At 71.7% G+C, this 22,840-nt stretch carries 19 protein-coding genes; 7 read left to right on the top strand and 12 right to left on the bottom strand.

The genetic code is table 11. The annotated features are described in order from the left end of the window. The first annotated feature begins 145 nt into the window (after nucleotides 1–145). The 5 genes from OHA55_RS14730 to OHA55_RS14710 all read left to right on the top strand — a co-directional run bounded on the left by OHA55_RS14730 (nucleotide 146) and on the right by OHA55_RS14710 (nucleotide 4,922). A complete protein-coding gene (locus OHA55_RS14730; RefSeq protein ID WP_266710661.1) occupies nucleotides 146–1,303 on the top strand; it encodes an ABC transporter ATP-binding protein in 1,158 nt (385 codons plus the stop codon). After that, nucleotides 1,293–2,207, top strand: a complete 915-nt coding sequence (locus tag OHA55_RS14725) for an ABC transporter permease (RefSeq protein ID WP_266706514.1) — start codon at nucleotides 1,293–1,295, stop codon at nucleotides 2,205–2,207. Before OHA55_RS14730 ends, OHA55_RS14725 begins: the two co-directional genes overlap by 11 nt. Continuing rightward, nucleotides 2,204–3,115, top strand: coding sequence for an ABC transporter ATP-binding protein (locus tag OHA55_RS14720; RefSeq protein ID WP_266706512.1), 912 nt, complete (start codon nucleotides 2,204–2,206; stop codon nucleotides 3,113–3,115). Before OHA55_RS14725 ends, OHA55_RS14720 begins: the two co-directional genes overlap by 4 nt. Before the next feature lie 29 nt (nucleotides 3,116–3,144). Beyond that, on the top strand, nucleotides 3,145–3,864 hold the full coding sequence (locus OHA55_RS14715; protein ID WP_266706510.1) for an ABC transporter permease: 720 nt from the start codon (nucleotides 3,145–3,147) through the stop codon (nucleotides 3,862–3,864). Nucleotides 3,865–4,226: 362 nt separating this feature from the next. Then, on the top strand, nucleotides 4,227–4,922 hold the full coding sequence (locus OHA55_RS14710; RefSeq protein WP_266706508.1) for a hypothetical protein: 696 nt from the start codon (nucleotides 4,227–4,229) through the stop codon (nucleotides 4,920–4,922). Nucleotides 4,923–5,047: 125 nt separating this feature from the next. On the opposite strand, the gene OHA55_RS14705 is transcribed toward OHA55_RS14710, so the two are convergent. The 9 genes from OHA55_RS14705 to OHA55_RS14665 form a co-directional block, all read right to left on the bottom strand. Further along, a complete protein-coding gene (locus OHA55_RS14705) occupies nucleotides 5,048–5,860 on the bottom strand; it encodes an HAD family hydrolase (RefSeq protein ID WP_266706506.1) in 813 nt (270 codons plus the stop codon). After that, complete coding sequence (gene serS / locus OHA55_RS14700) at nucleotides 5,857–7,134, bottom strand: serine--tRNA ligase (protein WP_266706504.1); 1,278 nt, start codon at nucleotides 7,132–7,134, stop codon at nucleotides 5,857–5,859. Before serS ends, OHA55_RS14705 begins: the two co-directional genes overlap by 4 nt. Before the next feature lie 947 nt (nucleotides 7,135–8,081). After that, complete coding sequence (gene pheA / locus OHA55_RS14695; RefSeq protein WP_266706502.1) at nucleotides 8,082–9,017, bottom strand: prephenate dehydratase; 936 nt, start codon at nucleotides 9,015–9,017, stop codon at nucleotides 8,082–8,084. A 142-nt stretch (nucleotides 9,018–9,159) separates the two neighbouring features. Further along, the gene (gene efeB / locus OHA55_RS14690) at nucleotides 9,160–10,392 is read right to left on the bottom strand and encodes an iron uptake transporter deferrochelatase/peroxidase subunit (RefSeq protein WP_266710659.1); all 1,233 of its coding nucleotides are present in this window, start codon (nucleotides 10,390–10,392) and stop codon (nucleotides 9,160–9,162) included. A 147-nt stretch (nucleotides 10,393–10,539) separates the two neighbouring features. After that, entirely contained in the window at nucleotides 10,540–12,612 is a 2,073-nt protein-coding gene (locus OHA55_RS14685) for a copper resistance CopC/CopD family protein (protein WP_266706500.1), read from the bottom strand. Between the two features lie 15 nt (nucleotides 12,613–12,627). Further along, on the bottom strand, nucleotides 12,628–13,074 hold the full coding sequence (locus OHA55_RS14680; protein WP_266706498.1) for a copper chaperone PCu(A)C: 447 nt from the start codon (nucleotides 13,072–13,074) through the stop codon (nucleotides 12,628–12,630). After that, a complete protein-coding gene (locus tag OHA55_RS14675) occupies nucleotides 13,071–13,727 on the bottom strand; it encodes an SCO family protein (RefSeq protein ID WP_266706496.1) in 657 nt (218 codons plus the stop codon). The genes OHA55_RS14680 and OHA55_RS14675 overlap by 4 nt, the downstream gene beginning before the upstream one ends. 130 nt (nucleotides 13,728–13,857) lie before the next feature. Then, entirely contained in the window at nucleotides 13,858–14,604 is a 747-nt protein-coding gene (locus OHA55_RS14670; protein WP_266706494.1) for a YcnI family protein, read from the bottom strand. A 113-nt stretch (nucleotides 14,605–14,717) separates the two neighbouring features. After that, entirely contained in the window at nucleotides 14,718–15,569 is an 852-nt protein-coding gene (locus OHA55_RS14665) for a hypothetical protein (RefSeq protein ID WP_266706492.1), read from the bottom strand. A 315-nt stretch (nucleotides 15,570–15,884) separates the two neighbouring features. Here OHA55_RS14665 and OHA55_RS14660 point away from each other — a divergent pair, with 315 nt between their 5' ends. After that, nucleotides 15,885–16,442 carry an ATP-binding protein gene (locus tag OHA55_RS14660; protein WP_266706490.1) on the top strand — a complete coding sequence of 186 codons (558 nt, stop codon included), beginning with the start codon at nucleotides 15,885–15,887 and terminating at the stop codon, nucleotides 16,440–16,442. A gap of 37 nt (nucleotides 16,443–16,479) precedes the next feature. On the opposite strand, the gene OHA55_RS14655 is transcribed toward OHA55_RS14660, so the two are convergent. Both OHA55_RS14655 and OHA55_RS14650 read right to left on the bottom strand, forming a co-directional pair. Continuing rightward, nucleotides 16,480–17,958 carry an aminopeptidase P family protein gene (locus OHA55_RS14655; RefSeq protein ID WP_266706488.1) on the bottom strand — a complete coding sequence of 493 codons (1,479 nt, stop codon included), beginning with the start codon at nucleotides 17,956–17,958 and terminating at the stop codon, nucleotides 16,480–16,482. Nucleotides 17,959–18,159: 201 nt separating this feature from the next. Continuing rightward, a complete protein-coding gene (locus tag OHA55_RS14650) occupies nucleotides 18,160–19,644 on the bottom strand; it encodes a PP2C family protein-serine/threonine phosphatase (RefSeq protein ID WP_266706486.1) in 1,485 nt (494 codons plus the stop codon). Nucleotides 19,645–20,269: 625 nt separating this feature from the next. Between OHA55_RS14650 and OHA55_RS14645 the strand changes: the two genes are divergently transcribed. Beyond that, nucleotides 20,270–20,935: a bifunctional DNA primase/polymerase gene (locus OHA55_RS14645; RefSeq protein ID WP_266706484.1), complete on the top strand. Its 666-nt coding sequence runs from the start codon at nucleotides 20,270–20,272 to the stop codon at nucleotides 20,933–20,935. A gap of 805 nt (nucleotides 20,936–21,740) precedes the next feature. On the opposite strand, the gene OHA55_RS14640 is transcribed toward OHA55_RS14645, so the two are convergent. Continuing rightward, nucleotides 21,741–22,709 carry a DUF5926 family protein gene (locus OHA55_RS14640; RefSeq protein WP_266706482.1) on the bottom strand — a complete coding sequence of 323 codons (969 nt, stop codon included), beginning with the start codon at nucleotides 22,707–22,709 and terminating at the stop codon, nucleotides 21,741–21,743. Between the last annotated feature and the right edge of the window lie 131 nt (nucleotides 22,710–22,840).

The raw sequence follows: 22,840 nt of genomic DNA, 5'->3' as shown, positions 1-22,840 counted from the left end.
CCGCCCGGCTCCCTCCTCCGCCGGACATCCTCAAGGGCTGTCCCTTACGGGCAGCTACAACTCAGGTCTGACGTGTATGCGACCGTCAGGTCTGACGACCGGCGGCACCCGCGCCACTACCGTCGTCCACGTGACTGTGATCGCGATGAAAGCCTTGAGCAAGCGGTACCCCCGGGTGACCGCTCTTGACCGGCTCTCCTTGGACATCGGACCCGGCGTGACCGGCCTGGTGGGTGCCAACGGGGCGGGCAAGTCCACACTGATCAAGATCCTGCTGGGACTGTCCCCCGCCACCGAGGGTTCGGCCACGGTGCTCGGGCTGGACGTCGCCTCGCGTGGTGCCGAGATCCGGGAGCGGGTCGGGTACATGCCGGAGCACGACTGCTTGCCGCCGGACGTCTCGGCGACCGAGTTCGTCGTCCACATGGCGCGGATGTCCGGCCTGCCGCCGACGGTGGCCCGCGAGCGCACCGCCGACACTTTGCGCCACGTCGGCCTCTACGAAGAGCGCTACCGCCCCATCGGGGGCTATTCGACCGGCATGAAGCAGCGCGTCAAGCTGGCTCAGGCGCTGGTCCACGACCCGCGGCTGGTGCTGCTCGACGAGCCGACGAACGGCCTCGACCCGGTCGGCCGCGACGAGATGCTCGGTCTGATCCGGCGGGTGCACTCCGACTTCGGCATCTCGGTCCTGGTCACCTCGCACCTCCTGGGCGAGCTGGAACGCACCTGCGACCACGTCGTCGTCATCGACGGCGGCACCCTCCTGCGGTCCAGCTCCACCAGCGAGTTCACCCGGACCACCACCACGCTCGCCGTCGAGGTCACCGACAGCGACACCCATCCGGACGGCACCGACGCACTGCGCCGCGAGCTCGTCGGGGCCGGAGTGAAGCTGTTGGGCGTCGACGGGGTCGACACCGGCGGTCTGCCGGGAGCCGGGCACATCCTGCTCGTCGAGGCGGCCGGCGAGGAGACCTACGACCTGGTGCGCGACAGCGTGGCCGGGCTCGGGCTCGGGCTGGTCCGCATGGAGCAGCGCCGCCACCACATCGCCGAGGTCTTCCGGCCGGACGCGAACGCCCAGCCGGCCCCCGCGGTGGTCGCCGGTGACGCCCGGCCGGCGCCGGCCGCCGCCCAGGCGCCCGGAGCCGTACCGGGGGCCCCGGCCCTCGGAGCCGTACCGCAGTCCCCGGCCGCCGCTCCCGCGGCCGTACCGCAGGTCCCGGCACCCGGGGCCGTCCATCAGGTTCCGGCGACCGGAGCCGTGCAGCAGAAGGGGAGCGGTCCCGATGAGCACTGAGACCAGGGCCCAGGGCGCGCCGCTCGGCGGCGCCTCCCGCATCCACGACATCGGCTACCGCTCCTACGACGGGCCGAGGCTGGGCCGCGCGTACGCCCGCCGCTCGCTCTACACGCAGTCGCTCAAGGGCGCGTTCGGGCTCGGCCGGTCGGCCAAGTCCAAGGTGCTGCCGATGCTGCTGCTGGCCGTGATGTGCCTGGTCGCGGCGATTCTGGTGGCGGTCTCGATGGCCGCGCCGGGCGCGACGAAGCTGGTCGTGAAGTACACCTCTTTCGCGATCTTCCTGCAGGCCGTCATCGGGCTGTTCGTCGCCGCTCAGGCCCCCCAGAGCGTCTCCCGCGACCTGCGGTTCCGGACGGTTCCGCTCTACTTCTCGCGGCCGATCGCGCACGCCGACTACGTGGTGGCGAAGCTCGCGGCCATGGCGTCCGCCCTCTTCATCCTCACCGGGGCGCCGCTGCTCATCCTCTACGTGGGCTCGCTGCTCGCGAAGTTCGACTTCGGCGACCAGACCGGCTGGTTCGCCCAGGGACTGGTGTCGGTGGCTCTGCTGTCCGTGCTCTTCGCCGCACTCGCCCTGGTGGTGGCCGCGATCACCCCACGCCGGGGGTTCGGAGTGGCCGCGGTGATCGCCGTGCTGACCATCTCGTACGGAGCGGTCTCCACCGTCCAGGCCATCGCTTACTCGACCGGGAGCGGAGGGGCGATTCCCTGGTTCGGGCTGTTCTCCCCGATCACGCTGATCGACGGGGTGCAGACCGCGTTCCTCGGTGCCTCCTCCGCCTTCCCCGGCGCGGAAGGCCCAGGAGCCGCGATGGGCGTCGTCTACCTGTTCGTCGTCCTCGCGCTCGTCGCGGGTTCGTACGCCGCTCTGCTGCGCCGCTACCGGAGGGTCGGGCTGTGACCACCATCGAGATCGACCACGCCTCCCGCTGGTACGGGAACGTCGTCGCCGTCAACGACGTGAGTATGACGATCGGCCCGGGCGTCACCGGGTTGCTCGGCCCCAACGGCGCGGGCAAGTCCACGCTGATCAACTTGATGGCCGGATTCCTCGCCCCCTCCACGGGGACGGTCACCCTCGACGGCCGGCCGATCTGGCGCAACGAGTCGGTGTACGAGGAGATCGGCATCGTGCCCGAACGGGAGGGCATGTACGACTTCCTGACCGGCCGCGAGTTCGTCCTCGCCAACGCCGAGCTGCACGGCCTGGGTTCGGCCCAGGCATCGCGTGCGCTGGCCACGGTGGAGATGGTGTACGCCCAGGACCGCAAGATCCATACGTACAGCAAGGGCATGCGCCAGCGCGTGAAGATGGCGTCCGCGCTCGTCCACGACCCCGCGGTCCTGCTGCTGGACGAACCGTTCAACGGCATGGACCCCCGTCAGCGGATGCAGCTCATGGGCCTGCTGCGGCGGATGGGCGAGGAGGGGCGCACCGTGCTCTTCTCCTCCCACATCCTCGAGGAGGTCGAGCAGCTCGCGTCGCACATCGAGGTGATCGTGGCCGGGCGCCACGCGGCCTCCGGCGACTTCCGCCGCATCCGCCGGCTGATGACCGACCGCCCGCACCGCTACCTCGTGCGCTCCAGCGACGACCGCGGGCTGGCGGCTGCCCTGATCGCCGACCCGTCGACCGCCGGTATCGAGGTCGACCACCGGGAGGGCGCGCTGCTGATCCAGGCGGTCGATTTCGGCCGCTTCACCGCACTGCTGCCGCAGGTGGCGCGGGAACGGGGCATCCGGCTGCTGACCGTCTCGCCGTCCGACGAGTCCCTCGAATCGGTCTTCTCGTACCTCGTATCGGCCTGACCAGTGGCCTGAAGGAGCTGTGAAGCGTCATGTACGACCCCACGGTCGCCCGGCTCACCTACCGGGCCCTGCTCGGCCGGCGCCGGGCCGCCATCCTGTTCGTCCTGCCCGCCCTGCTGATCGTGATCGCGCTGGCGGTGAGGGTCCTGGCCGGAGTCGACGACCAGATCACCTCGGACGTGCTCGGCGGCTTCGCGCTCGCCGTGATGGTTCCGCTGATCGGTGTCATCGCGGGCACGGGAGCCATCGGCCCCGAGATCGACGACGGCTCGATCGTCTATCTGCTGGCGAAGCCGGTGAAGCGCCCCACGATCATCTTCACCAAGCTGATCGTGGCCATCGCCGTCACCATGGTCTTCTCCGCACTGCCCACCCTGATCGCGGGCCTCATCCTCAACGGCAACGGCCAGCAGATCGCGGTGGCCTACACCGTCGGGGCGCTCGTCGCCTCGATCGCGTACAGCGCGCTCTTCCTCCTGCTCGGCACGGTCAGCCGCCACGCTGTCGTGTTCGGCCTGGTGTACGCGCTGGTGTGGGAGGCCCTCTTCGGCAGCCAGGTGCCGGGGGCACGCACGCTGAGCATCCAGCAGTGGGCGCTCGCCGTCGCCGAGAAGACCGGAGCGGAGGGCGCGATCACCGCCGAGGTCCACCTGCCCCTCGCCACCGTGCTGCTGGTCGTGGTGACCGTCGGCGCCACCTGGTTCGCGGGCCGGAAGCTGCGGACGCTCAAGCTGGCCGGCGAGGAGTGAGACCCGGCGCCGGACGCCGGGAGGTACGCGTACGGGACAACCCCCGCCCATCGGACGGGGGTTGTCCCGTTCCCGCGGGTGGCTCCGCTTCCGCGGGAAGTCCCGTACGCGGAGGCCCTCCGCGTGGCGCGGCGCGTGACGCGAGGTCGGCCGGGTCGTTGGGCCGGATGCGTGGAGGCAACTGGAATCCGTGACGACGAGCGTTCGTGAAGCAGGGGAATGCCGGCCCCGGGTGCGTGAGCCCCGGACGGAGCCGGCCATCGAGTGAGTGGCACCCGTGAGCGACCTCCGCCCCTGACGCCCGGGGTGAGGGCCGTGCTTCGCCGTTCCCCCACAGTTCCCCGCGTACGGAAGGCATGCCCATGCCCACGGAAGTCGCCCTGCTCGAATCCCGCGCGCTGCGCGCCGAGCGGATGGTGCGCGTCGACATCCTCGACAAGGTGAAGAGCCTTGTCATGCTCCCGGACGGAATTCACGTGCGCACAGAGGACGTGGCACGTTACTTCGAAGTATCCACAGAGGCGGTGAAGAAGGTCACCCAACGCCATCGGGCCGAGATGGAGGAGAACGGCCTGCTGCTGTTGCGCGGCTCTGACCTGCGGTCCTTCCATAGGGACATGTTGTCCCTTTGGGAAGGTGAGGGGGAGGAAAGTTATCCACAGGCAGCCACCAGGCTGAGCCTCTACACCCGTCGCACGGTGCTCAACGTGGCGATGCTCCTTCGCGACAGCGACATCGCCCGCTGCGTGCGTACGTACCTTCTCGACGCCGAGGCGGACCTCCGGGAACGGTACGACTCGCTCGATTTCCGCGTCACCCGCATCGAGAGCTGCCTCGTCGGAGTCGGCTCGGCCCTCCAGGAACTGGGCCCGGTCCTGCGCCGGATGTCGGAGCGGTTCGACAGCCTGGACCGGAAGCTGGGGGTGACCCATGAGGTCGTCGGCGCGATGAGCGCCCGGCTGGCCGATGTCGCGCACGACGTACGGCGGGTGGACGCCCGGCTGGACGACGTGGCGCACCGGCTGCGGGAGTTGCGGCCCGCACCGCGCGAGGAGTGAGATCCCCGGTCCGTCCCGGCGGGGCCGGACACGAGACTGCCCGCGGCCTTCGCGGGCCGCGGGCAGTCGGTGCGGTACGTCGTGTCGTACGTCCTGTTCGACGTCGTCCGCGGAACCCCGGAGGGCTACCGCGTTCCGCCGGCGAGGAGCTCCTCCAGGACCACGGCGATGCCGTCGTCGTCGTTGGAGGCGGTGATCTCGTGGGCCACGGCCTTGAGTTCGTCGTGCGCGTTGGCCATCGCCACTCCGTGCCGCGCCCAGCCGAACATCGGGACGTCGTTGGGCATGTCGCCGAAGGCGATCGTGTCCGCGGCTTTCACTCCGAGCCGGCGGGCGGCGAGCGAGAGGCCCGTCGCCTTGCTGAGGCCGAGCGGGAGGATCTCCACGACACCGGGGCCCGCCATCACGATGTTGACCAGGCTGCCCACGACCGCCCGGGCGGCGGCGGTGAGCTGGTCGTCGTCGAGCTCGGGGTGCTGGAGGTAGATCTTGTTCAGCGGCGCGGTCCACATCTCGTTCGCGTCGTCGACGTGGACCACCGGCAGCCCGCCCTCGTGGGCCCGGTAGCCGGGTCCGACCAGGACCTCGCCGTCCAGCCCGTCGCGGCTCGCGGCGAGCAGCAGCGGGCCCACCTCGGCCTCGATCTTGGACAGCGCCAGTCCGGCCAGCTGCCGGTCCAGCGTGAGCGAGGTCAGCAGCTTGTGCTCGCCCGCGTGGTAGACCTGCGCGCCCTGGCCGCAGACGGCGAGACCGTCGTAGCCGAGATCGTCCAGTATCCGCCGGGTCCACGGGACCGCGCGGCCGGTGACGACGATGTGCGCCGCACCCGCCTCGGTGGCGGCGGCCAGCGCCTCGCGCGTCCGCACGGAGACCGTGTCGTCGTCGCGGAGCAGCGTGCCGTCCAGATCGGTGGCGACGAGCTTGAAGGGGAAGGTCACTTGGCGACCGGCTCCAGGACCTCACGCCCGCCGAGGTACGGACGGAGCATCTCGGGCACCCGCACGGAGCCGTCCGCGAGCTGGTGGTTCTCCAGGATCGCCACGATCGTGCGCGGTACGGCGCAGAGCGTGCCGTTCAGCGTGGCCAGCGGCTGGACCTTCTTGCCGTCCCGCATGCGGACCGACAGGCGGCGGGCCTGGAAGCTGTCGCAGTTGGAGGCGGAGGTCAGCTCGCGGTACTTGCCCTGGGTGGGAATCCACGCCTCGCAGTCGAACTTCCGCGAGGCCGAGGCCCCGAGGTCGCCGGTGGCCACGTCGATCACCTGGAAGGGAAGCTCCAGGGCGGTCAGCCACTGCTTCTCCCACTCCAGCAGCCGGCGGTGCTCGGCCTCGGCGTCGGAGGGGTCGACGTACGAGAACATCTCGACCTTGTCGAACTGGTGGACCCGGAAGATGCCCCGGGTGTCCTTGCCGTACGTACCGGCCTCGCGGCGGAAGCAGGGCGAGAAGCCGGCGTACCGCAGGGGCAGCTTGTCGGCCTCGATGATCTCGTCCATGTGGTAAGCGGCGAGAGGGACTTCGGAGGTGCCGACCAGGTAGAAGTCGTCCTTCTCCAGGTGGTAGACGTTCTCGGCGGCCTGGCCGAGGAAGCCGGTGCCCTCCATGGCGCGCGGGCGGACCAGCGCGGGGGTGAGCATCGGGATGAAGCCGGCCTCGGTCGCCTGCGCGATGGCCGCGTTGACGAGGGCGAGCTCCAGCAGGGCGCCCACGCCCGTGAGGTAGTAGAAGCGCGAGCCGGACACCTTGGCGCCGCGCTCCATGTCGATGGCGCCGAGCGCCTCGCCGAGCTCCAGGTGGTCCTTGGGCTCGAAGCCCTCCGCCCCGAAGTCGCGGATGGTGCCGTGCGTCTCCAGGACGACGAAGTCCTCCTCGCCGCCGACCGGCACGTCCTCCTGGACGATGTTGCCGAGCTGCAGCAGCAGGCGCTTGGCCTCGGCGTCCGCCTCGTTCTGGGCGGCGTCCGCGGCGCGGACATCGGCCTTGAGCTGGTCGGCGCGGGTCAGCAGCTCCGTCCGCTCCTCGGGCGTTGCCTTGGGGATGAGCTTGCCGAGCGACTTCTGCTCGGAGCGGAGTTCGTCGAAGCGGACGCCGGACGACCTGCGCAGCTCGTCGGCGGAGAGCAGGGCGTCGACGAGCGCGACGTCCTCTCCACGGGCGCGCTGGGAGGCGCGAACACGGTCGGGGTCCTCACGGAGCAGGCGAAGGTCAATCACCCCTCCAGGCTACCGGTGGGACTTCGGCTACTCGAATCGATAGTGACAAGCGTGTCACTATGCCCGAATTGCCGCGAATGATATCTCTCGGAGGAATCCCGGATTCGCACCGGAAGGCCGACGGGGAGCCGACTCCGGGTTCGGCTCGGGGGTGCGTTCTCCGGCAATCGCCGCCCGGTGAAACGTCCGTGGCGGTCATTCGCGGGGACGGGTGCCGATGTGGAGGCAATCCGCGAGGGACTCGAAGGGGCGGGATCGGGGCGGAGGGGGAGCGGGTGGTGCGGGGCCATGTCGATCGAGACGGCTCCAATGCCTCGAATCGGTCAGAAAGCCACCACTTCCTTGACCTACCGCCCTGTCCTGTCGGGGAGTTGGGGATGATCTACGGAAGGGTTGTCCACAAGGTGGGTCCGCTTGAATTGGTTATCCACAGGCTGTGTGGAAAACCTGTGGATGCTTGGGGGTGACCTTCGGGGTAGGGCTCCTGAGGGTGCAGGAGGCATGGAATCAATCTTCAAACCACATTTCGTTCACCCATTCGAGCGGTAATTCGTCATTCTGTGCCAGTGATCAAGGTAATTGAGCTGAACGGGCCAGATGTGGATCATGGGAGATCCTGGGGGGCTTCGCGACTCCATGAGATCACCTGCGGCGATTTGTCGATGATGTCGGGTGGCGGTGTCGACTTGTCCCCAGGTTGAGGCAGTGCCCTGTGGATAACTCTGTGGGTAAACGACCATCGGTGGATACGGCCGCGCAGATGTGCGCCCGCCACTCCTCCGGAGCCACTCCCCGAGAGCCGTCCGAGACCAGTCGGAGACGGGTCCGAGAGCCGTCCGGGCAGCCGCCGAGGACCGCGGGTAGACGCGCCCCGGACCACCGCCCGCCCCGTCGACGCCTCGCGCCCCGGACCGTCGTCCCCGCCCCGGACTGTCGTCCCCGCCCCGTCAGACGCGCCCGTCCTGGCTGCGGGCCAGCCAGTCCGAGGCGGAGGTGAAGTCCGTGTCCGAGGTGCCCACGCGCAGCGGGGCCACCTCCTCGGGCGTCACCCCGGCCCGGGGGTAGGAGCCGAGGAAGCGGAGATTCGGGCAGATGCGCTTCAGCCCCATCAGCGCCTCGCCCACTCGCCGGTCCGCGATGTGCCCCTCCGCGTCCACCGCGAAGCAGTAGTCCCCGATGCCCTTACCGGTCGGGCGGGACTGAATCAGCATCAGGTTCACCCCGCGTACCGAGAACTCCTGGAGCAGTTCGAGCAGGGCGCCCGGGCGGTCCTCGCCCAGCCAGAGGACCACCGAGGTCTTGTCGGCGCCGGTCGGCGCGGAGGGCCGGGCCGGGCGGCCGACGAGGACGAAGCGGGTCTGCGCGTTCACCGCGTCGTGGATCTCGGTGGCGAGTGGTACGAGCCCGTACGTCGCCGCCGCGAACTCCCCGGCGAAGGCGGCGTCGTACCGCCCGTCCTGGACCAGCCGGGCCCCGTCCGCGTTGGAGGCGGCCGACTCCCACACGGCCTGGGGGAGGTGCGCGGCCAGCCAGTTGCGGACCTGCGGCTGCGCGGCCGGGTGCGCGGTGACGGACTTGATGTCCTCCAGCCGGGTCCCCGGCCGCACCAGCAGCGCGAACGAGATGGAGAGCAGCACCTCGCGGTAGATCATCAGCGGCGCGCCGGCCGCCAGTTCGTCGAGGGTCGCGGTGATCCCGCCCTCGACCGAGTTCTCGATCGGTACGAGGGCGGCGGCGGCCTCCCCGTTCCGTACCGCGTCCAGCGCCGCGGGTACGGAGACCATGGGGACGAGTTCGCGGGTGGCGGCTTCCGGGAGCGTACGGAGCGCCACCTCGGTGAAGGTGCCTTCGGGGCCGAGATAGGCGTAACGCGTGGCGGACATGCGGTCACTCTAAGGGCTGCCGGCCAGGCCTCCGGGGCGTTCCGGCGGAGGCCCTCCGGGGTGTTCCGGCGGAGGCCCGGCCGGGGCGTTCCTGCGGCGGCCCGCCGGGGTGTGGGCCCTCTGCCGCCGGGCCGCCGTACGCTCAGGACTCCAGCAGCCGCTGACCCACGTACTCCCCGTCCGCGGCGCCTCCCGGTACCGCGTAGACACCGCTCGACTCGTGCCGGATGAACGGCGAGAGCGCGTCCCCCCGGTCGAGTTTGCGCTGCACCGGCACGAACCCCCGGAACGGGTCGGCCTGCCAGCAGACGAACAGCAGCCCCGCGTCCGGCGTCCCGTCCGGGTCGATGCCGTCGTGGTACGAGAACGGGCGCCGCAGCATCGCCGCCCCGCCGTTCTTCTCCGGCGAGGAGATCCGGGCGTGGGCGTTCGACGGGATCATCGGCTTGCCGTCCGCGCCGAGCTTGTCCAGGTCCATCGCGGTGCTCTCGGCGCCGCCGCTGAGCGGGGCGCCGGTGTCCTTGCGGCGGCCGATGACCCGTTCCTGGTGGGCGACGGAGAGCTGCTCCCAGTCGTCCAGCAGCATCCGGATGCGGCGGACGACCGCGTAGGAACCGCCCGCGAGCCAGTCCTGCGTCGGGTCGGCGGTGGAGCCCGAGGGCGCGGGCACGAAGATCCGTGCGTCGAAGTCGCCGTCGGCGGGCTTGGGGTTGTTGGTCCCGTCCACCTGGCCCATCAGGTTGCGGGCCGTCATGGGGCGGGAGGTCGCGCCCGGCGTGCGGTTGAAGCCGTTCATCTGCCAGCGCACCCGGGCCGCCGAACCCGCGGCCCGCTGTACCGCGCGCAGGGCGTGAAAGGCGACGAGCGCGTCGTCGGCGCCGATCTGCACCCAGAGGTCACCGTTCGACCGCCCGGAGTCGAGGTGGTCGGAGGAGAAGGCGGGCAGCGGGTCGAGTCCCGCGGGCCTCCGCGCCTCCAGCCCGGTCCGGTCGAAGAAGGTCCGGCCGAAACCGAAGGTGAGGGTCAGGGAGGACGGGCCGGCGTCCAGAGCGATCCCGGTGTCCCCGCCGGAGCCGCCGGAGCCGGCGGAGCGGCCCGCCATCAGCTCCCCGGCCAGCGCCGACCAGCGCCGCATCAGCGCGGCGGCCTCCTTGCGACCGGCGCCCGCCGCGAGGTCGAAGGCGACGAGGTGCCCGCAGGCCTGGAGCGGGGTGGTGATCCCCGGCTGATGTTTCCCGTGAAACATCGCCTCGGTGGATCCGATCGAGGTGAGCTCGGCGGGCGCCTCGGGGCGCGTCGCGGCGTACCCGGTGGCACCCCCCGCGGCGCCCAGTACCAGCCCGGCGGCACCGGCCGCCCCGGCGCCGCCCAGCAGCTTCCGCCGGGAGACACCGCCGCCGGGAACGGACGCGTCGCTCTCCCCGGCGGTCGTGCCCTTCGCGCCCGGCGACGCCGTCCCGCTCGTCGCCCCGGCACGCTCCCGGGGGGCCCGCACGTTCGTGTTCCTCTTGCTCACTGCCGATCAGCCGATCTTGATGTTCTTGGTGACGGTGGTCTGGTCGATGTCCGAGGTGCGGACGGTGACCGCGAGTTTCCACTCGCCCGCCATCGGGATCTGTACGCCGCTCGCGGCCCAGTGGCCCTCGGCGAGGCGGTCGGGGACGACCGGCAGGGGGCCGATGGCCTTCGCCTCCAGCGTGAGCGCGAGCCGCACCTCCGGTACCTCCATCGCGGTGCCCTTGCCGTCCTCGATCCACAGGTGCAGGTCGTTGGAGCCGGTCCGGCCGGGGTCGAGGTCCAGCTGGACGGTCCCCTTGCCGTTGACGCCGCCGGTGTCGAAGGGCAGGCTCACGGTGACCGGCTGGGCGACGGCCGGAGCGGCGGCGGTGTTGGTCCGCGCGGCCTCCTCCTCCGTACGGCCGGGTTCGGTCGACGAGAGGACGGTGGTGACGGCCAGCAGGACGACGGCGATGCCGGTCTCGACGAGGACCGAGCGGCGCAGTCCGGAGCGGCCGGGGTCCGCGTCGCGGGCCTTCTTCTCCTTGGCCGCCGTCAGGGCGGCCCGCTGGCGCGCGAGTTGGGCGGCGCGCGCAGGGTCCGTCACGGCGCCCGCGCCACCTGCTCCCGCGCCCGTGTCGATACCCGTGCTGGTGTCCGTGCCCGTGGTCACATCTCCGGTGCCGGTTCCGGTGCCGGCACCCGACTCGGCGACCGCGACCGTGACCAGCCCGGTCTTCGCCACCTCGGTCACTTCCGCCGTCTCCGGCTCGGAGCCACCGGCCGCCCTCTGCTCGGCCGCCGGGCCGGTCCCGGACGGAGAACCGCCCGTGAGCCGTCCTGTCCAGCGACGGGAGATCCAGGCGACGCCCACCAGGACCGCGACCAGTCCGACCTTCACCAGCAGCAGCCGGCCGTAGGCGGTGCCGGTCAGCGCCGACCAGGAGCCGACCTGGCGCCAGGACTGGTAGAGCCCGGTTCCGGCGAGTACCACCACACTGCCGAACGCCAGCCGCGAGAAGCGGCGTACGGCGCCCGCGGGCAGCTCGGGGACCCGGTACAGCGCGGTCAGCAGGGAGGCCAGACCGCCCAGCCAGGTCGCGACGGCCAGCAGATGGGCCATGTCGACCGGCATGGCGATGCCCGGCTGGAGCCCGGTGGAGGCGTGTTCGGCGAGCGACCAGGTGCCCGCGATGCCGGTGGCGACGACCGCCCCGCCGAGCGAGAGCCCGAAGGTGAGGTCCTTCCGCTCCTTCTCGTCCTCGCGCCTGGGGTACGTGCCGAACAGCACGGCGACGAAGAGCGCGGAGGCGCCCAGCAGCAGCAGCCGGGAGACCAGCGCGGCGCCCGGTTTGGTCTCCAGGGACGCCTGGAGCCCGGCGAGGTCGAAGGCGTCCGCGAGCTTCCCGCTGCCGGTGTACGGGTAGCGCAGCACCAGCATCACCAGGGTGGACGCGGTGAGGGTGATCCAGCCGCCGAGGACCAGCCGTTGCAGCGGGCGCGCCGAGGCGCCGCCCCGCCAGCAGGCGAGGACGAACGCGGAGCCGCCCGCGAGCAGGATGAAACCGGTGTACGCGGCGTACCGCGCGACGCCGTAGAGCACCCCGACCACTCCGCCGCCCGCCGACGTGGTGGGCAGGGCGACGGTGGTGGTGGAGGGTGCGCCGATGGAGAAGGTGAAGGCGCCCGAGACCGGGTGACTGTCGGCGGAGACCGCCTGCCAGGCCACGGTGTAGGTGCCGTCGGGAAGCCCGGAGTGGAGCGTGACGGCGTACCGGGCGGCCTTGCCGTCGCCCACCGCGCGCGGACCACCGGTGTCGGCCCGCTTGCCGGACGGGTCGAGCACCCGGATCGCGTCGTCGCTCAGCGAGACGGACTCGGAGAAGGAAAGGGTGACGTTTTGGGGTGCGGCGTCGACCACCGCCCCGTCCTGCGGGTCGCTCCCCGTGAGGGCGGCGTGCGCGGACGCGGGGGAAGCGCCCGCCAGCATCAGGCCGAGGAACAGGCCGATCAGCGTGGCGAGGAGCGCGGACGCGGTGATCGGCCGGCGTATCGGGGAAGGCCGGACACGGGCCGCGCGCGGGGCGGTGGCTGTCATGGTGGATTCAGTCCCTCACTGCTTCGCCGGGTTGTAGGTCGTCTCCTCGACGGGAAGTTCGACCGTGATGGGGCCGGTCTTCTCGAAGTGCAGCTCCACGGAGATCCTCTGCCCCCGCTTGGGCTGCCGCTTGAGTTCGCTGAACATGATGTGGCTGCCGCCGCGTTCGAGATCCAGCTCGCCGCCCGCGGGCACCTCGAATGACGAGACCATCCGCATGGCCTGGCCCGTGGTCTCGTGGATCGTGACGTGGTCGGAGATCGAACTGGTCACCGAGGTCAGCCGGTCGGTGGCCCCGCCCTTGTTCTCCACCACGAGGAACGCCGCCGCGATGTCGCTGACCGGCTGCGGCATGAAGGCCCCGACGACCTTCAGCTCGGGGGTGCTCCCGGAGGAGCACCCCGCGAGGGTCAGGCCCGTGACGAGGGCCAGTCCGCCGGCGAGGGCAGCCCGGCCTGTCACGGCTTCGCCCCCTGGATGAGCTTGGGGAGGTCCGCGGTGTAGTCGTCGGCGGTGGTGTCCTCGCTGTAGATGACGTATCCGGCGTCGGTCTTCGGGGAGAACGCCATGACCTGGGCGCCGTGCATGGAGACGACGGTGCCGTCCTTCTCCGTCGTCGCCGGGTCGATGCCGATGCCCATCGAACGGGCGCCCGCCTGGATGGTCTTGAAGTCGCCGGTGAGGCCGATGAAGTCGGGGTCCTGGGCCTTGAGCCAGGCGCCGAGCGAGGCCGGGGTGTCCCGCTCGGGGTCGGTGGTGATGAAGACGACCCGCAGCTCGTCCTGCTCGGCGGCGGGCAGCGCGCGCTTGGCGAGCGCGATGTTGCTCATGGTCAGGGGACAGACGTCCGGGCAGTTGGTGTAGCCGTAGTAGATGAGCGTCGGCTTGCCCTTGGTCTCCTTGCGGAGGTCGTACGTCTTGCCGTGGGTGTCCGTCAGGACGAGGTCCGGCTTGGTGAACGGCTGGTCGAGGACGGTGGCGGCCTTGGTGGTGGTGGACGTGGAGACGTCGGCCACCGGCTTGGCGGCCGAGTCGTCGTTCGAGCCGCAGGCGGTCAGTGCCAGTGCCGCCGCCGCGGCGAACGCCACGGCCGATGCCAGTTTCTTGGTGCGCATGAGGTTGGTGTTCCTGGTCTGTGGTGCGGTGGGTGGCCCCGGGCGTTCCGGGGACCGGGCCGGGCGCGTGTGCACCCGGCCCGGTAGGGGCCGGACTGTGGGCCCGGACGGAATCGTGGGCCCGGACGGATCAGACGGTACGACGGCGGGCGAGGACGCCGAACGCGACGCCCGCGACGCCGATGACGATGCCGACGACGCCCAGGACCCGTGCGGTGCTGTCGCTCGCCGAGCCGGAGTCAGAGGCGGCCTCGGTGGTGTGACCGGACGCGTCGGAGTCGGTGCTCTTGCCGTCGGTGGAGGCGGGGGCGGATGCGGCGGTGCCGTGGGCGTCCGCGGCGGCGTCGGTCAGAGTCAGCACCGGCGCCGGGTTCTCGGGCTCCTCGCCGCTCGCCGGGGTCTCCTCGATCCAGCGGACGACTTCCTTGTTGCTGTACGTCTGGAGGGCCTTGAAGACGAGCTGGTCGGTGTCGTCCGGGAGCTGGCCCACCGAGAGCGGGAACTGCTGGAAGTACCCGGGCTTGATGGCGGACGAGGCGTCGGCGGTCCAGGTGACCTTGGAGACGGCCTCGGTGACCTTCTTGCCGTGGACGTCGAGCGGCTTGGCGAGCGTGGCCTTGGTGACGTCGATCTTCCACCCCGGCACGGCCTGCGGGCTGACCGAGGAGAGCGGGTGGTCGGTGGGGAAGTTGACTTCGAGCTTCACCGTCGAGGCGTTGTCACGCTCGTTGGGGACCTTGAAGTTGATCGTGGCGTAACCGCCCTTGGCCGCCGCGCCCACGGGCTGCACGCCGACATGGGCGGAGGCGGGACCGGCGAGCAGCAGCACGGTGGTCGCGGCGATGCCGCCCGCGACGGCGATACGGGAAACGTTCATGGCAGGGATCACTCCACTGAGCACGGGAAACGGTGGTCCGGCGCGCGGGTGCGCGACGGCATCACGACACCTCCGCACCACCGTGCCGGCTCGGGCACGGGGAGGTCGTCGCGTCAGGCTGCGAGGGCGTACGCGGCGGGAGGCCCGCGCCTGATCACCAGATGCTGCAGCGGATCGCCGGTGGCCGGAGCCGGGGCGTCCACGGAGGTACGGGCCTGGCGCGGCCCGGCCGTCGGCGCGCCCGGGAACCCGGCGCGCAGGATCCGTACGAGCGCGAGCGCGGCCCGCAGGGAGCGGAGCCGGGCGGCGGCGGCGAGTTCACGGCCGCCGTGCGCGGAGAGCCGCGCCAGTCCGAAGAGCGCCACTTCGCCCCTGCGCAGCAGCCAGCCCGTGACGAGCGCGGCCAGCAGGTGGCCGAGGACCATGGGCAGGCCGGGCAGCAGACCCGCCGGGGCGCCCGTGGTGGAGGCCGCGGCCGCGGCGGACGCGAGGTGGGCGTGGGCGCCGGTCATGGTCGCCGGGTCGACGCCCGCGTCCGTGACGATGCGGTGGGCCTGGGCGACGCTGATCGAACCGGGGGTGTCGCCGCAGACCAGCGAGGCGGCGAACCGTACGAGCGAGGCGTCCCCCGGAGTGGCGGCCGCCGGGGTGCCGGCGCCGGCCGTTCCCATGGCGGCGGCCGTCATGGGGTGGGCGAGTCCGAAGAGCGCGTGCAGCGAGAGCTGCCCGACGGCCAGGGCCGCCGCGATCGACGGCAGCGACCGCTCGCGCCCGGCGAGCGGCGCCACCACCGCGAGTACCACGAGGAACCCGCAGAGCAGCGCCCACCAGGGCACGGTGGAGGCGGAAGCGAGGGCATGTCCCGCTGCGGACAGCACGACGCAGACCGCGGCGAACACCGAGGCCCTCAGGAGCCGCAGACCGGCTCCGGCGCGTGTGACGGACCGTGCGTCAGGCGTAGACATGGCCGGGCCATCATCGCACTGCGCCCCCACCCGTGGGGCGGCAGGTCCGGAACATCATCTTCCGTACCGTTCGGGGTGTGTTGCGCGGGAAGCGGAACTGTTGCGGGGGAGGCAGAACGCTACGGGTGTGACGGTCGTTGTAGCTGGTGGTGAGGGTGTGCCGGGCCCGGCGGCCGATCCGTGGTCCGCACATACACCGGCAAGCGGAATATTCGCGTCCGCCGAATGAGGGCTATCACGGCGGAACCGTGCTTACGGGGTGCCCTCCACGGCAATACGTATCGGTATGTCGAGCCGCAGCCAGGAGGCTGGAGCATGAGCATGTGGTGGTCACTCCATTTGCGGCGCGAAGCCGCGAGCGTTCCGCTCGCCCGTCGATTTCTCCTCGGCAGCATGGAGACGGCGGGAGTCGATCCGGACATCTCGTACGACTTGTCGGTGGCGCTCACCGAGGCCTGTGCCAACGCCGTGGAACACGGCGGGGATCATGCCGTCGACCAGGGAGACCCCGGGGGCACCGCCCCCGGCCGCGCCGGCACCGGCCGGCACGCGGGCGCCTCCGGTCAGTACCGGGTCACCGCGTATCTGGACGGCGAGACCTGCCGTATCGAGGTAGCGGACTCCGGACCGGGCTTTCCCAGCCGGCGAACCCTTCGCCCCGCAGCACATCCTTCCGATACCCGCGGCGCACCGGAGACCAAGCCGGACTGCGCCGCCGACCCGTGGGACATCGCCGAGAGCGGCCGTGGCCTCGGACTGATCGAACAGCTCGCCGACCACGTCCACATCGGCAACCGGCCGGGACGCGGGACCGTGGTGAGCTTCGACAAGACCCTGAAATGGCGCGAGGGCGCGCTGCTCATGGTGTCCTGAGCGGCGCGCCCCCGGCGCTGTTCCCGTGCGGTGGGTGTCAGCCCTTGAGACCGGCCATCCATGCCTCGATCTCGGCGGATTCGCGCGGCAGCTTGTCGGAGAGGTTCCGGTTGCCGTCCTCCGTGACGAGGATGTCGTCCTCGATCCGGACGCCGATGCCGCGGTACTCCTCCGGGACCGTCAGGTCGTCGGCCTGGAAGTACAGACCCGGCTCCACCGTCAGGCACATGCCCGGCTCCAGCGTGCCGTTGACGTACGTCTCGGTGCGCGCGGCGGCGCAGTCGTGGACGTCCATGCCGAGCATGTGGCCGGTGCCGTGCAGGGTCCAGCGGCGCTGGAGGCCCAGCTCCAGGACCTTCTCGACGGTGAGGTCGCCGAGCAGGCCCCACGCGACGAGGTGCTCGGCGAGCACGCGCTGCGCGGCGTCGTGGAAGTCGCGGAAGTCGGCGCCGGGCTTCACGGCGGCGATGCCCGCCTCCTGCGCCGCGTACACCGCGTCGTAGATCTTGCGCTGGAGCGGCGAGAACGTGCCGTTGATCGGCAGGGCCCGTGTCACGTCGGCGGTGTAGAGGTCGTTGGTCTCCACGCCGGCGTCGAGCAGCAGCAGCTCACCGGCGCGGACGGCGCCGTCGTTGCGGACCCAGTGCAGGGTGGTGGCGTGCGGGCCGGCGGCGCAGATGGAGCCGTAGCCGATGTCGTTGCCCTCGACGCGGGCGCGCAGGAAGAACGTGCCCTCGATGAAGCGCTCGCTCGTCGCCTCGGCCTTGTCGAGCACCTTCACGACGTCCTCGAAGCCGCGCGCGGTGATGTCGCACGCCTTCTGGAGTTCGGCGATCTCGAAGGCGTCCTTCACCAGGCGCGCCTCGGAGAGGAACACCCGCAGTTCCTCGTCGCGCTCGGCGGTGACCTTGTCGGTCAGGGCCGCCTCGACGCCGGCGTCGTAACCCCGGACGGCGCGGACCGGGCCGGTGGCCTCCTTCAGCGCGGCGGTGAGCTCGCGGACGTCCTTCGCCGGGATGCCCAGCACCTGCTCGGCCTCGGTGAGGGAGTGGCGGCGGCCGACCCACAGCTCGCCCTGGCCGTCGAGCCAGAACTCGCCGTTCTCGCGGTCCGAGCGCGGCAGCAGGTAGACGGTCGCGTCGTGGCCGCCGCCGTCGGTCTTCGGCTCCAGGACGAGGACGCCGTCGTGCGTCTGGTCACCGGTGAGGTAGGCGTACTCGGAGGAGGCGCGGAACGCGTACTCCGTGTCGTTGGCACGGGTCTTCAGGTTGCCCGCGGGGACGACGAGGCGCTCGCCGGGGAAGCGCGCGGAGAGCGCGGCGCGGCGGTCGGCGGTGTGCGCGGCCTGCGGCAGCGGCGCGAGGCCGTGCAGCTCGGTGTCGGCCCAGCCCGACTTCATGCTGTCGGCGAGCTCGTCGGAGACGGCCGGGTACAGGCCGTTCTTCCGGGTCTTGATCGGCTCGGTCTCTTCGGTCGCTTCGATTGCCGGGGTCTCCGGGGTGAGCTCGTCGGACACGATTTGTCTCTCCTTGCTACGACACTGGGCCCCACCATCGTACGGGCGTACGGAAGGGGGCCCAGGGGCGAAGGGCCTCTTACCGCAGGGGGACGGACCCGAAGGGTGCGGAGGCCGGAGAGCGTGCCTGATCTGCGCGGACGCCAGAAACGGACGGAGATGTTCCGGGAGGGGACGCCCAGGTCCCCGGGGAGAGGCCGGTCAGTCGAAACGGACCGCGAGGAGGACCACGTCGTCGGTCCGGTCGGCAGGGGTGTTCCCGGGCAGCAGGGCGCGCAGTACGTGGTCGGCCACCGCCTCCGGGTCGCGGCGGGCGGCTCGCGGCACCCCGGCGGCGGCGGAGTGCAGCCGCGCGAACGCCCGGTCCGTCGAGTCTCCGGTGCGGCGCAGCAGCCCGTCGGTGTAGAGGAGAACGGTTTCCCCCGATTCGGGGGTGAACTCCACGCTGGGCGCCTCCCAGCACGCGAGCATGCCGAGCGGGGCGGAGACGGTGGTCTCGACGTACTCGGTGCGCCGGTCGCCGACCACGAGCGGCGGGGCGTGCCCGGCACCCGCCAGCACGATCCGGCGGAGCGCCGGTTCGCAGTAGGCGAAGAGCGCGGTCGCGGTGCGCGCCGGTTCGGTGAGCCGGAGCATCAGTTCCAGGTCCGAGAGGACGGCCACCGGGTCCTCGCCCTCCATGACGGCGTATGCGCGCAGCCCCGCGCGGAGCCGTCCCATCGCGGCCTTCGCGCCGGGGCCGGAGCCGCCGGCGGCGCCCACCGAGAGGCCGAGCGCGCCGTCCGGGAGCGGCAGGGCGTCGTACCAGTCGCCGCCACCGTCCGGCGCGGCGCGGTGGCGGGCGGCCAGCCGCACGCCGGGGACGCGCGGCAGCCGGCTCGGCAGCAGCTCCTCGGCGACGACCGCCAGGTCGGACCTGGCGCGTTCGAGTTCGAGGAGGCGGGCCAGGTGCTCGGCGGCGTACCGCCCGTACAGGCCGGCGAGGTGCCGCTGCCGCTCCAGGGGCTCGGCCGGTTCGTCGTAGAACCAGACGGCCGCGCCGAGCCGCGTGCCGGACCGGGCGACGAGGGGCAGGGCGTAGCTGGCGGCGTATCCGAGCCGGCCGGCGACCTCGCGGTGGCGGGGGTCGAGGTCCGTCTCGGCGAGCAGGTCCGGGTTGCTCACCGGGCCGGTGGCGCCCGGCGGACCGTCGAGGATCCGGCCGTGCGGGGTGGCGGCTCGCGGGACGGTCTCGAGGACGCCGAGATCGGCGTGGCAGAGGCCGAGTCCGACGGTGGTGCGCGGGCCCCGCCCGTCGTCGGGTTCGAGGACCAGGAGTCCGCGGCGCGCGCCGACGAGGGCCGCTCCGGCACTCAGCAGTTCGGGGAGCGTGCTGTCGAGGGTGTGGGTCCCGGCCAGGCGTTCGGTGAACTCGTGGAGGGTGGTGAGGTCGGAGACCCATCCGGCCAGGCGGTCCTGGAGGAAGGCGCCCGGTGCTTGCGGCACGCTGGTCAGCGGTTCCGCAGTGTGCGTTGAAACCGGAACAGTGGGATTGATTCCAGCCATATTTGGCAGGTGTCGGGCGCTCATGGCCTCCGGCTTTCCGACCGGCGAGTTCCGTCGAATAGCATCGCAAACCCCCCTGTCATTCTGCGCCACTATCAAGGCATCCACATGTACACGTACAAGTAAGGCGATGTCCAGCATTGTCCTTGCGAGACTCCTGGTGTCCACGGGATACTCAACTTGGCCGAAAAATGCGGCAGACGACAGGTATTCGCGGTCGACTGGTCGAGTTCTTCGGGCAGTGCCCTCCGGGGCGGCGTGCCGGGTGGAGGGTCATTCCGGTCGTGCTGGGTACGTAAACGTGGGAGCGCGGGGCGGCTGGGGCCACCCCGGAACCCGGCGGCGGCAGCGGGCGTCCTCGTCCGTGACGCCGGCCTTCGGCAGCGGCGGGACCCGCTCCGGGCGGCACGTGCGTGGCATGGCTCTCCTCGTCCCGCCGCGACCGGACCGCACCAGGCGGTCCGGCTCCCGACAGTTCGACTCCGCAAGACCGTTCGACTCAAGCTCGGTCCGGTTCGACCCGTCTCCGCTCCGTAACGCTCCGCCCGGCTCCGTCCGGTGCCGTCCGCACGTCCGTGCGGTGGCTGACGAGTGCGCACGCGCGGTCAGGAACGCGCCGTCGCGAACGCGCGGTGACGGACGCACGATGCTCCACGCAGGGTGATCAACCAGCGATCTACGCACAGTCAGAGTCGCCGCCGCGAAGCAGTGCGATGTGCGGGCGGCGACGTGGACCTCGGCGTTCAACGGAAAGGAACGAGCGCTCATGCGCGAGATCCCCGGAAGGCGACGCGGGAACCTGTTCCGGCGTGGGGGCGGCACCGCTCAGCTCGACGCGGCGCTGACCTGCGCCCTCGGCAGGCGGTGGCCCGTCCTCCCCGGCGTGGGGCTGTCCCCGGCCCGGACCGGCTGCGCCTGCCCCGACCCCGAGTGCGTGGTACCAGGCGCGCACCCCTTCGATCCCGGACTGCTCGCGGCCACCACGGACGAACGCATGGTGCGGTGGTGGTGGACCGGACGGCCCGCCGCCCCGGTGCTGCTGGCCACCGGCGGCCGCGCGCCGTGCGCCGTGAGTCTGCCCGCGGTGAGCGGCGCCCAGGCGCTCGCGGTGCTGGACGCGCGGGGCATGCGGCTCGGGCCGGTGATCGCCACACCGACCCGCTGGGCGCTGCTCGTCCACCCGTACACCCTGGAGCGTCTCGGCGAGCTGCTGCACGCCCAGGAGTGGGTGCCCAGTTCCCTGCGCTTCCACGGGGAGGGCGGCTACCTGGTGGTTCCTCCCGCGGGCAAGGGCGACGGCCGGGTGTGCTGGGAGCGGCCTCCGTCGGCGGGGCACGCCGCGCCGTTCCTGCCGGATGTCGGGACGGTCCTGGACGCGCTCGTGGCGGCGAGTACGGGGGCACCGGACGGCGGGAGCCGGCTCGCCTACTGAGGGCTGTCCTCAGCGCGCCGGGGGCGGAAGCCGGGTCACGCGCGGTGTGCGGATTCCCGGGCGATCCGGCCATTTCGCGACTTTCTCCGGCGGGTGAGTGCCGCTCGCTCATGCGTAGAGCATCACCCAGTGCATTCCTGCGGTGCTTCGAACATGGAGGATTCATGGAGGGGAGGAGAGCGGGCCGTGCGAATTCTTTACCGGCTTTTCGAACCTGACCGACTTTCTGGAATGCTTTCCTCCGCCGTTCCTGAATATCTGTCGAATAAGGAATGCGGGGAGTCGGACTTCCGTGGGCAGTCGCCTCCGGTGGGGACCTTCCGGGGGCGCGCCCCGGTGTGACGGGTGCACAGCGGCCGCACGGGGAACGCACAACTGTCCCGCCCTGTAAGCCGTGTGAGGCACTGTCGCCCCGGGCGGCCGGTCCGCGGGGGCGCCCCGGGATGTGGCCGCCGGTGGCGCGGACGGGCGGAGTCCGGGGGAGTCGCGGCAAGCGACCGTCGTGCGGGGCGGGTTGGGCCCGCCGCCGTACGGCTCGCGGGGCGCGGTCCTCGCGCGGGGATGCGGGGGCTTGTCGTACGCGGGACGGCGGGCCGCTCACGGCTTCGCCGCGGGCCGGGCCGTACCCGGGAAATGGAGACGCCCGATCGCTGGCGACGGGGGATGCACCAGCGACCGGGCTTTCAGAACCGTAACAAGAGATCTGCCGTTCGCAAATTCGATCTCGCCTGTGAGGGCGGGGATTTACTCGTCGGAACGGCCTGTTGTGACGCGAGTCACCGGACGGACCCGCGGTTCGTCACTGTCAGCTGAGCGTCACCTGGCGGTTGGTGAGCCCACCGCGCGCCCGGCGCTCCTCGGCGGTCAGCGGAGCCTCGGAGGCCAGCGCTCCGGCGAGCCGCTCGGCGAACTCGGCCGCGGGCTTCTCGCACTCCTCGGCGGTCATGGCGCTCGGCAGGTCCCACACCGGGACGACGAGACCGTGCGCGCGGAACGAGCCGACCAGCCGCGTCCCCTCGCCGATCGAGGTCTCGCCGGCCGCGTGCAGCCGGGCGAGCGCGTCGAGGAGCTTCTCCTCGGGGTGCGGCATGACCCAGCGGAGGTGGTTCTTCTCCGGGGTCTCGCACCAGTACGCCGCGTCCACGGAGGAGAGCAGCGCGGTCGGGATCGCCGCCTCGTTGGCGCGCTCCAGGGAAGCTGTCACCTCGGCCGTGGCGTTCTCCGCGTCCGGCACCCAGAACTCGAAGCCCGAGTGGACGACGGGCTCGAACGGCGCGTCCGCGGCGAGCAGGTCCTGCAGGCGCGGACCCTCGGCCGAGACCCGGCGGGCGGCGATCGGCGTACCGGGCGCCGCCTCCAGCGCCTGCTGGAGGGCGTCGGCCAGGCCACGGCTGAGGTCACCGGAGGAGGTGTCGTTCTGCAGGGCGAGCAGGACGGAGCCGTCGTCGCGGCGGAGCGCCGGCCACGCCATCGGCAGCACGGTCGCGAGGGTGACGGAGGGGACGCCCTCGGGCAGTCCGTCCTTCAGCGTCAGCGGTACGGTCGCCGCGGGCACCAGCTCGCGCAGCGCGACCCAGTCGCACTCCCCGGGCAGCCCCTCGAAGGGGCGCTGGACCAGCTCGGTGACCGCGTGCGCGGCGGTGCGGCCGTGACACGCCTTGTACCGGCGTCCCGAACCGCAGGGGCAGGGCTCGCGGGCCCCGACGACGGGGATCTCCCCGTCCCTCACCTGCGGCTTGGCGGCCTTGGTCGTCTGAGGGCGCTTCTTGGCCATGGTCGGCATTCTCCCGGTTGCGACGGTGCGGTCTGGGAGCCTGTCGGGTGATCTTCGACCGGATGGAGGGCGGGGCCCGGTGCGTGCGATTCCAAGGCGCCGGGATGGTCTCGTAGCGGAGCTACGGGGGC

Origin of the sequence: Streptomyces sp. NBC_00102 (genome assembly GCF_026343115.1) — a bacterium.
Taxonomy (GTDB): domain Bacteria; phylum Actinomycetota; class Actinomycetes; order Streptomycetales; family Streptomycetaceae; genus Streptomyces.
The sequence above is the reverse complement of the archived record's forward strand: the minus strand, read 5'-3'. Positions and strand labels throughout refer to the sequence as shown.

Coding starts and splice junctions, on each gene's coding strand:
- OHA55_RS14730 (WP_266710661.1), top strand. CDS start 146: ATGAAAGCCTTGAGCAAGCGGTACCCCCGGGTGACCGCTCTTGACCGG.
- OHA55_RS14725 (WP_266706514.1), top strand. CDS start 1,293: ATGAGCACTGAGACCAGGGCCCAGGGCGCGCCGCTCGGCGGCGCCTCC.
- OHA55_RS14715 (WP_266706510.1), top strand. CDS start 3,145: ATGTACGACCCCACGGTCGCCCGGCTCACCTACCGGGCCCTGCTCGGC.
- OHA55_RS14710 (WP_266706508.1), top strand. CDS start 4,227: ATGCCCACGGAAGTCGCCCTGCTCGAATCCCGCGCGCTGCGCGCCGAG.
- pheA (WP_266706502.1), bottom strand. CDS start 9,017: ATGTCCGCCACGCGTTACGCCTATCTCGGCCCCGAAGGCACCTTCACC.
- OHA55_RS14685 (WP_266706500.1), bottom strand. CDS start 12,612: ATGACAGCCACCGCCCCGCGCGCGGCCCGTGTCCGGCCTTCCCCGATA.
- OHA55_RS14675 (WP_266706496.1), bottom strand. CDS start 13,727: ATGCGCACCAAGAAACTGGCATCGGCCGTGGCGTTCGCCGCGGCGGCG.
- OHA55_RS14670 (WP_266706494.1), bottom strand. CDS start 14,604: ATGAACGTTTCCCGTATCGCCGTCGCGGGCGGCATCGCCGCGACCACC.
- OHA55_RS14665 (WP_266706492.1), bottom strand. CDS start 15,569: ATGTCTACGCCTGACGCACGGTCCGTCACACGCGCCGGAGCCGGTCTG.
- OHA55_RS14660 (WP_266706490.1), top strand. CDS start 15,885: ATGAGCATGTGGTGGTCACTCCATTTGCGGCGCGAAGCCGCGAGCGTT.
- OHA55_RS14650 (WP_266706486.1), bottom strand. CDS start 19,644: ATGCTGGACATCGCCTTACTTGTACGTGTACATGTGGATGCCTTGATA.
- OHA55_RS14645 (WP_266706484.1), top strand. CDS start 20,270: ATGCGCGAGATCCCCGGAAGGCGACGCGGGAACCTGTTCCGGCGTGGG.
- OHA55_RS14640 (WP_266706482.1), bottom strand. CDS start 22,709: ATGGCCAAGAAGCGCCCTCAGACGACCAAGGCCGCCAAGCCGCAGGTG.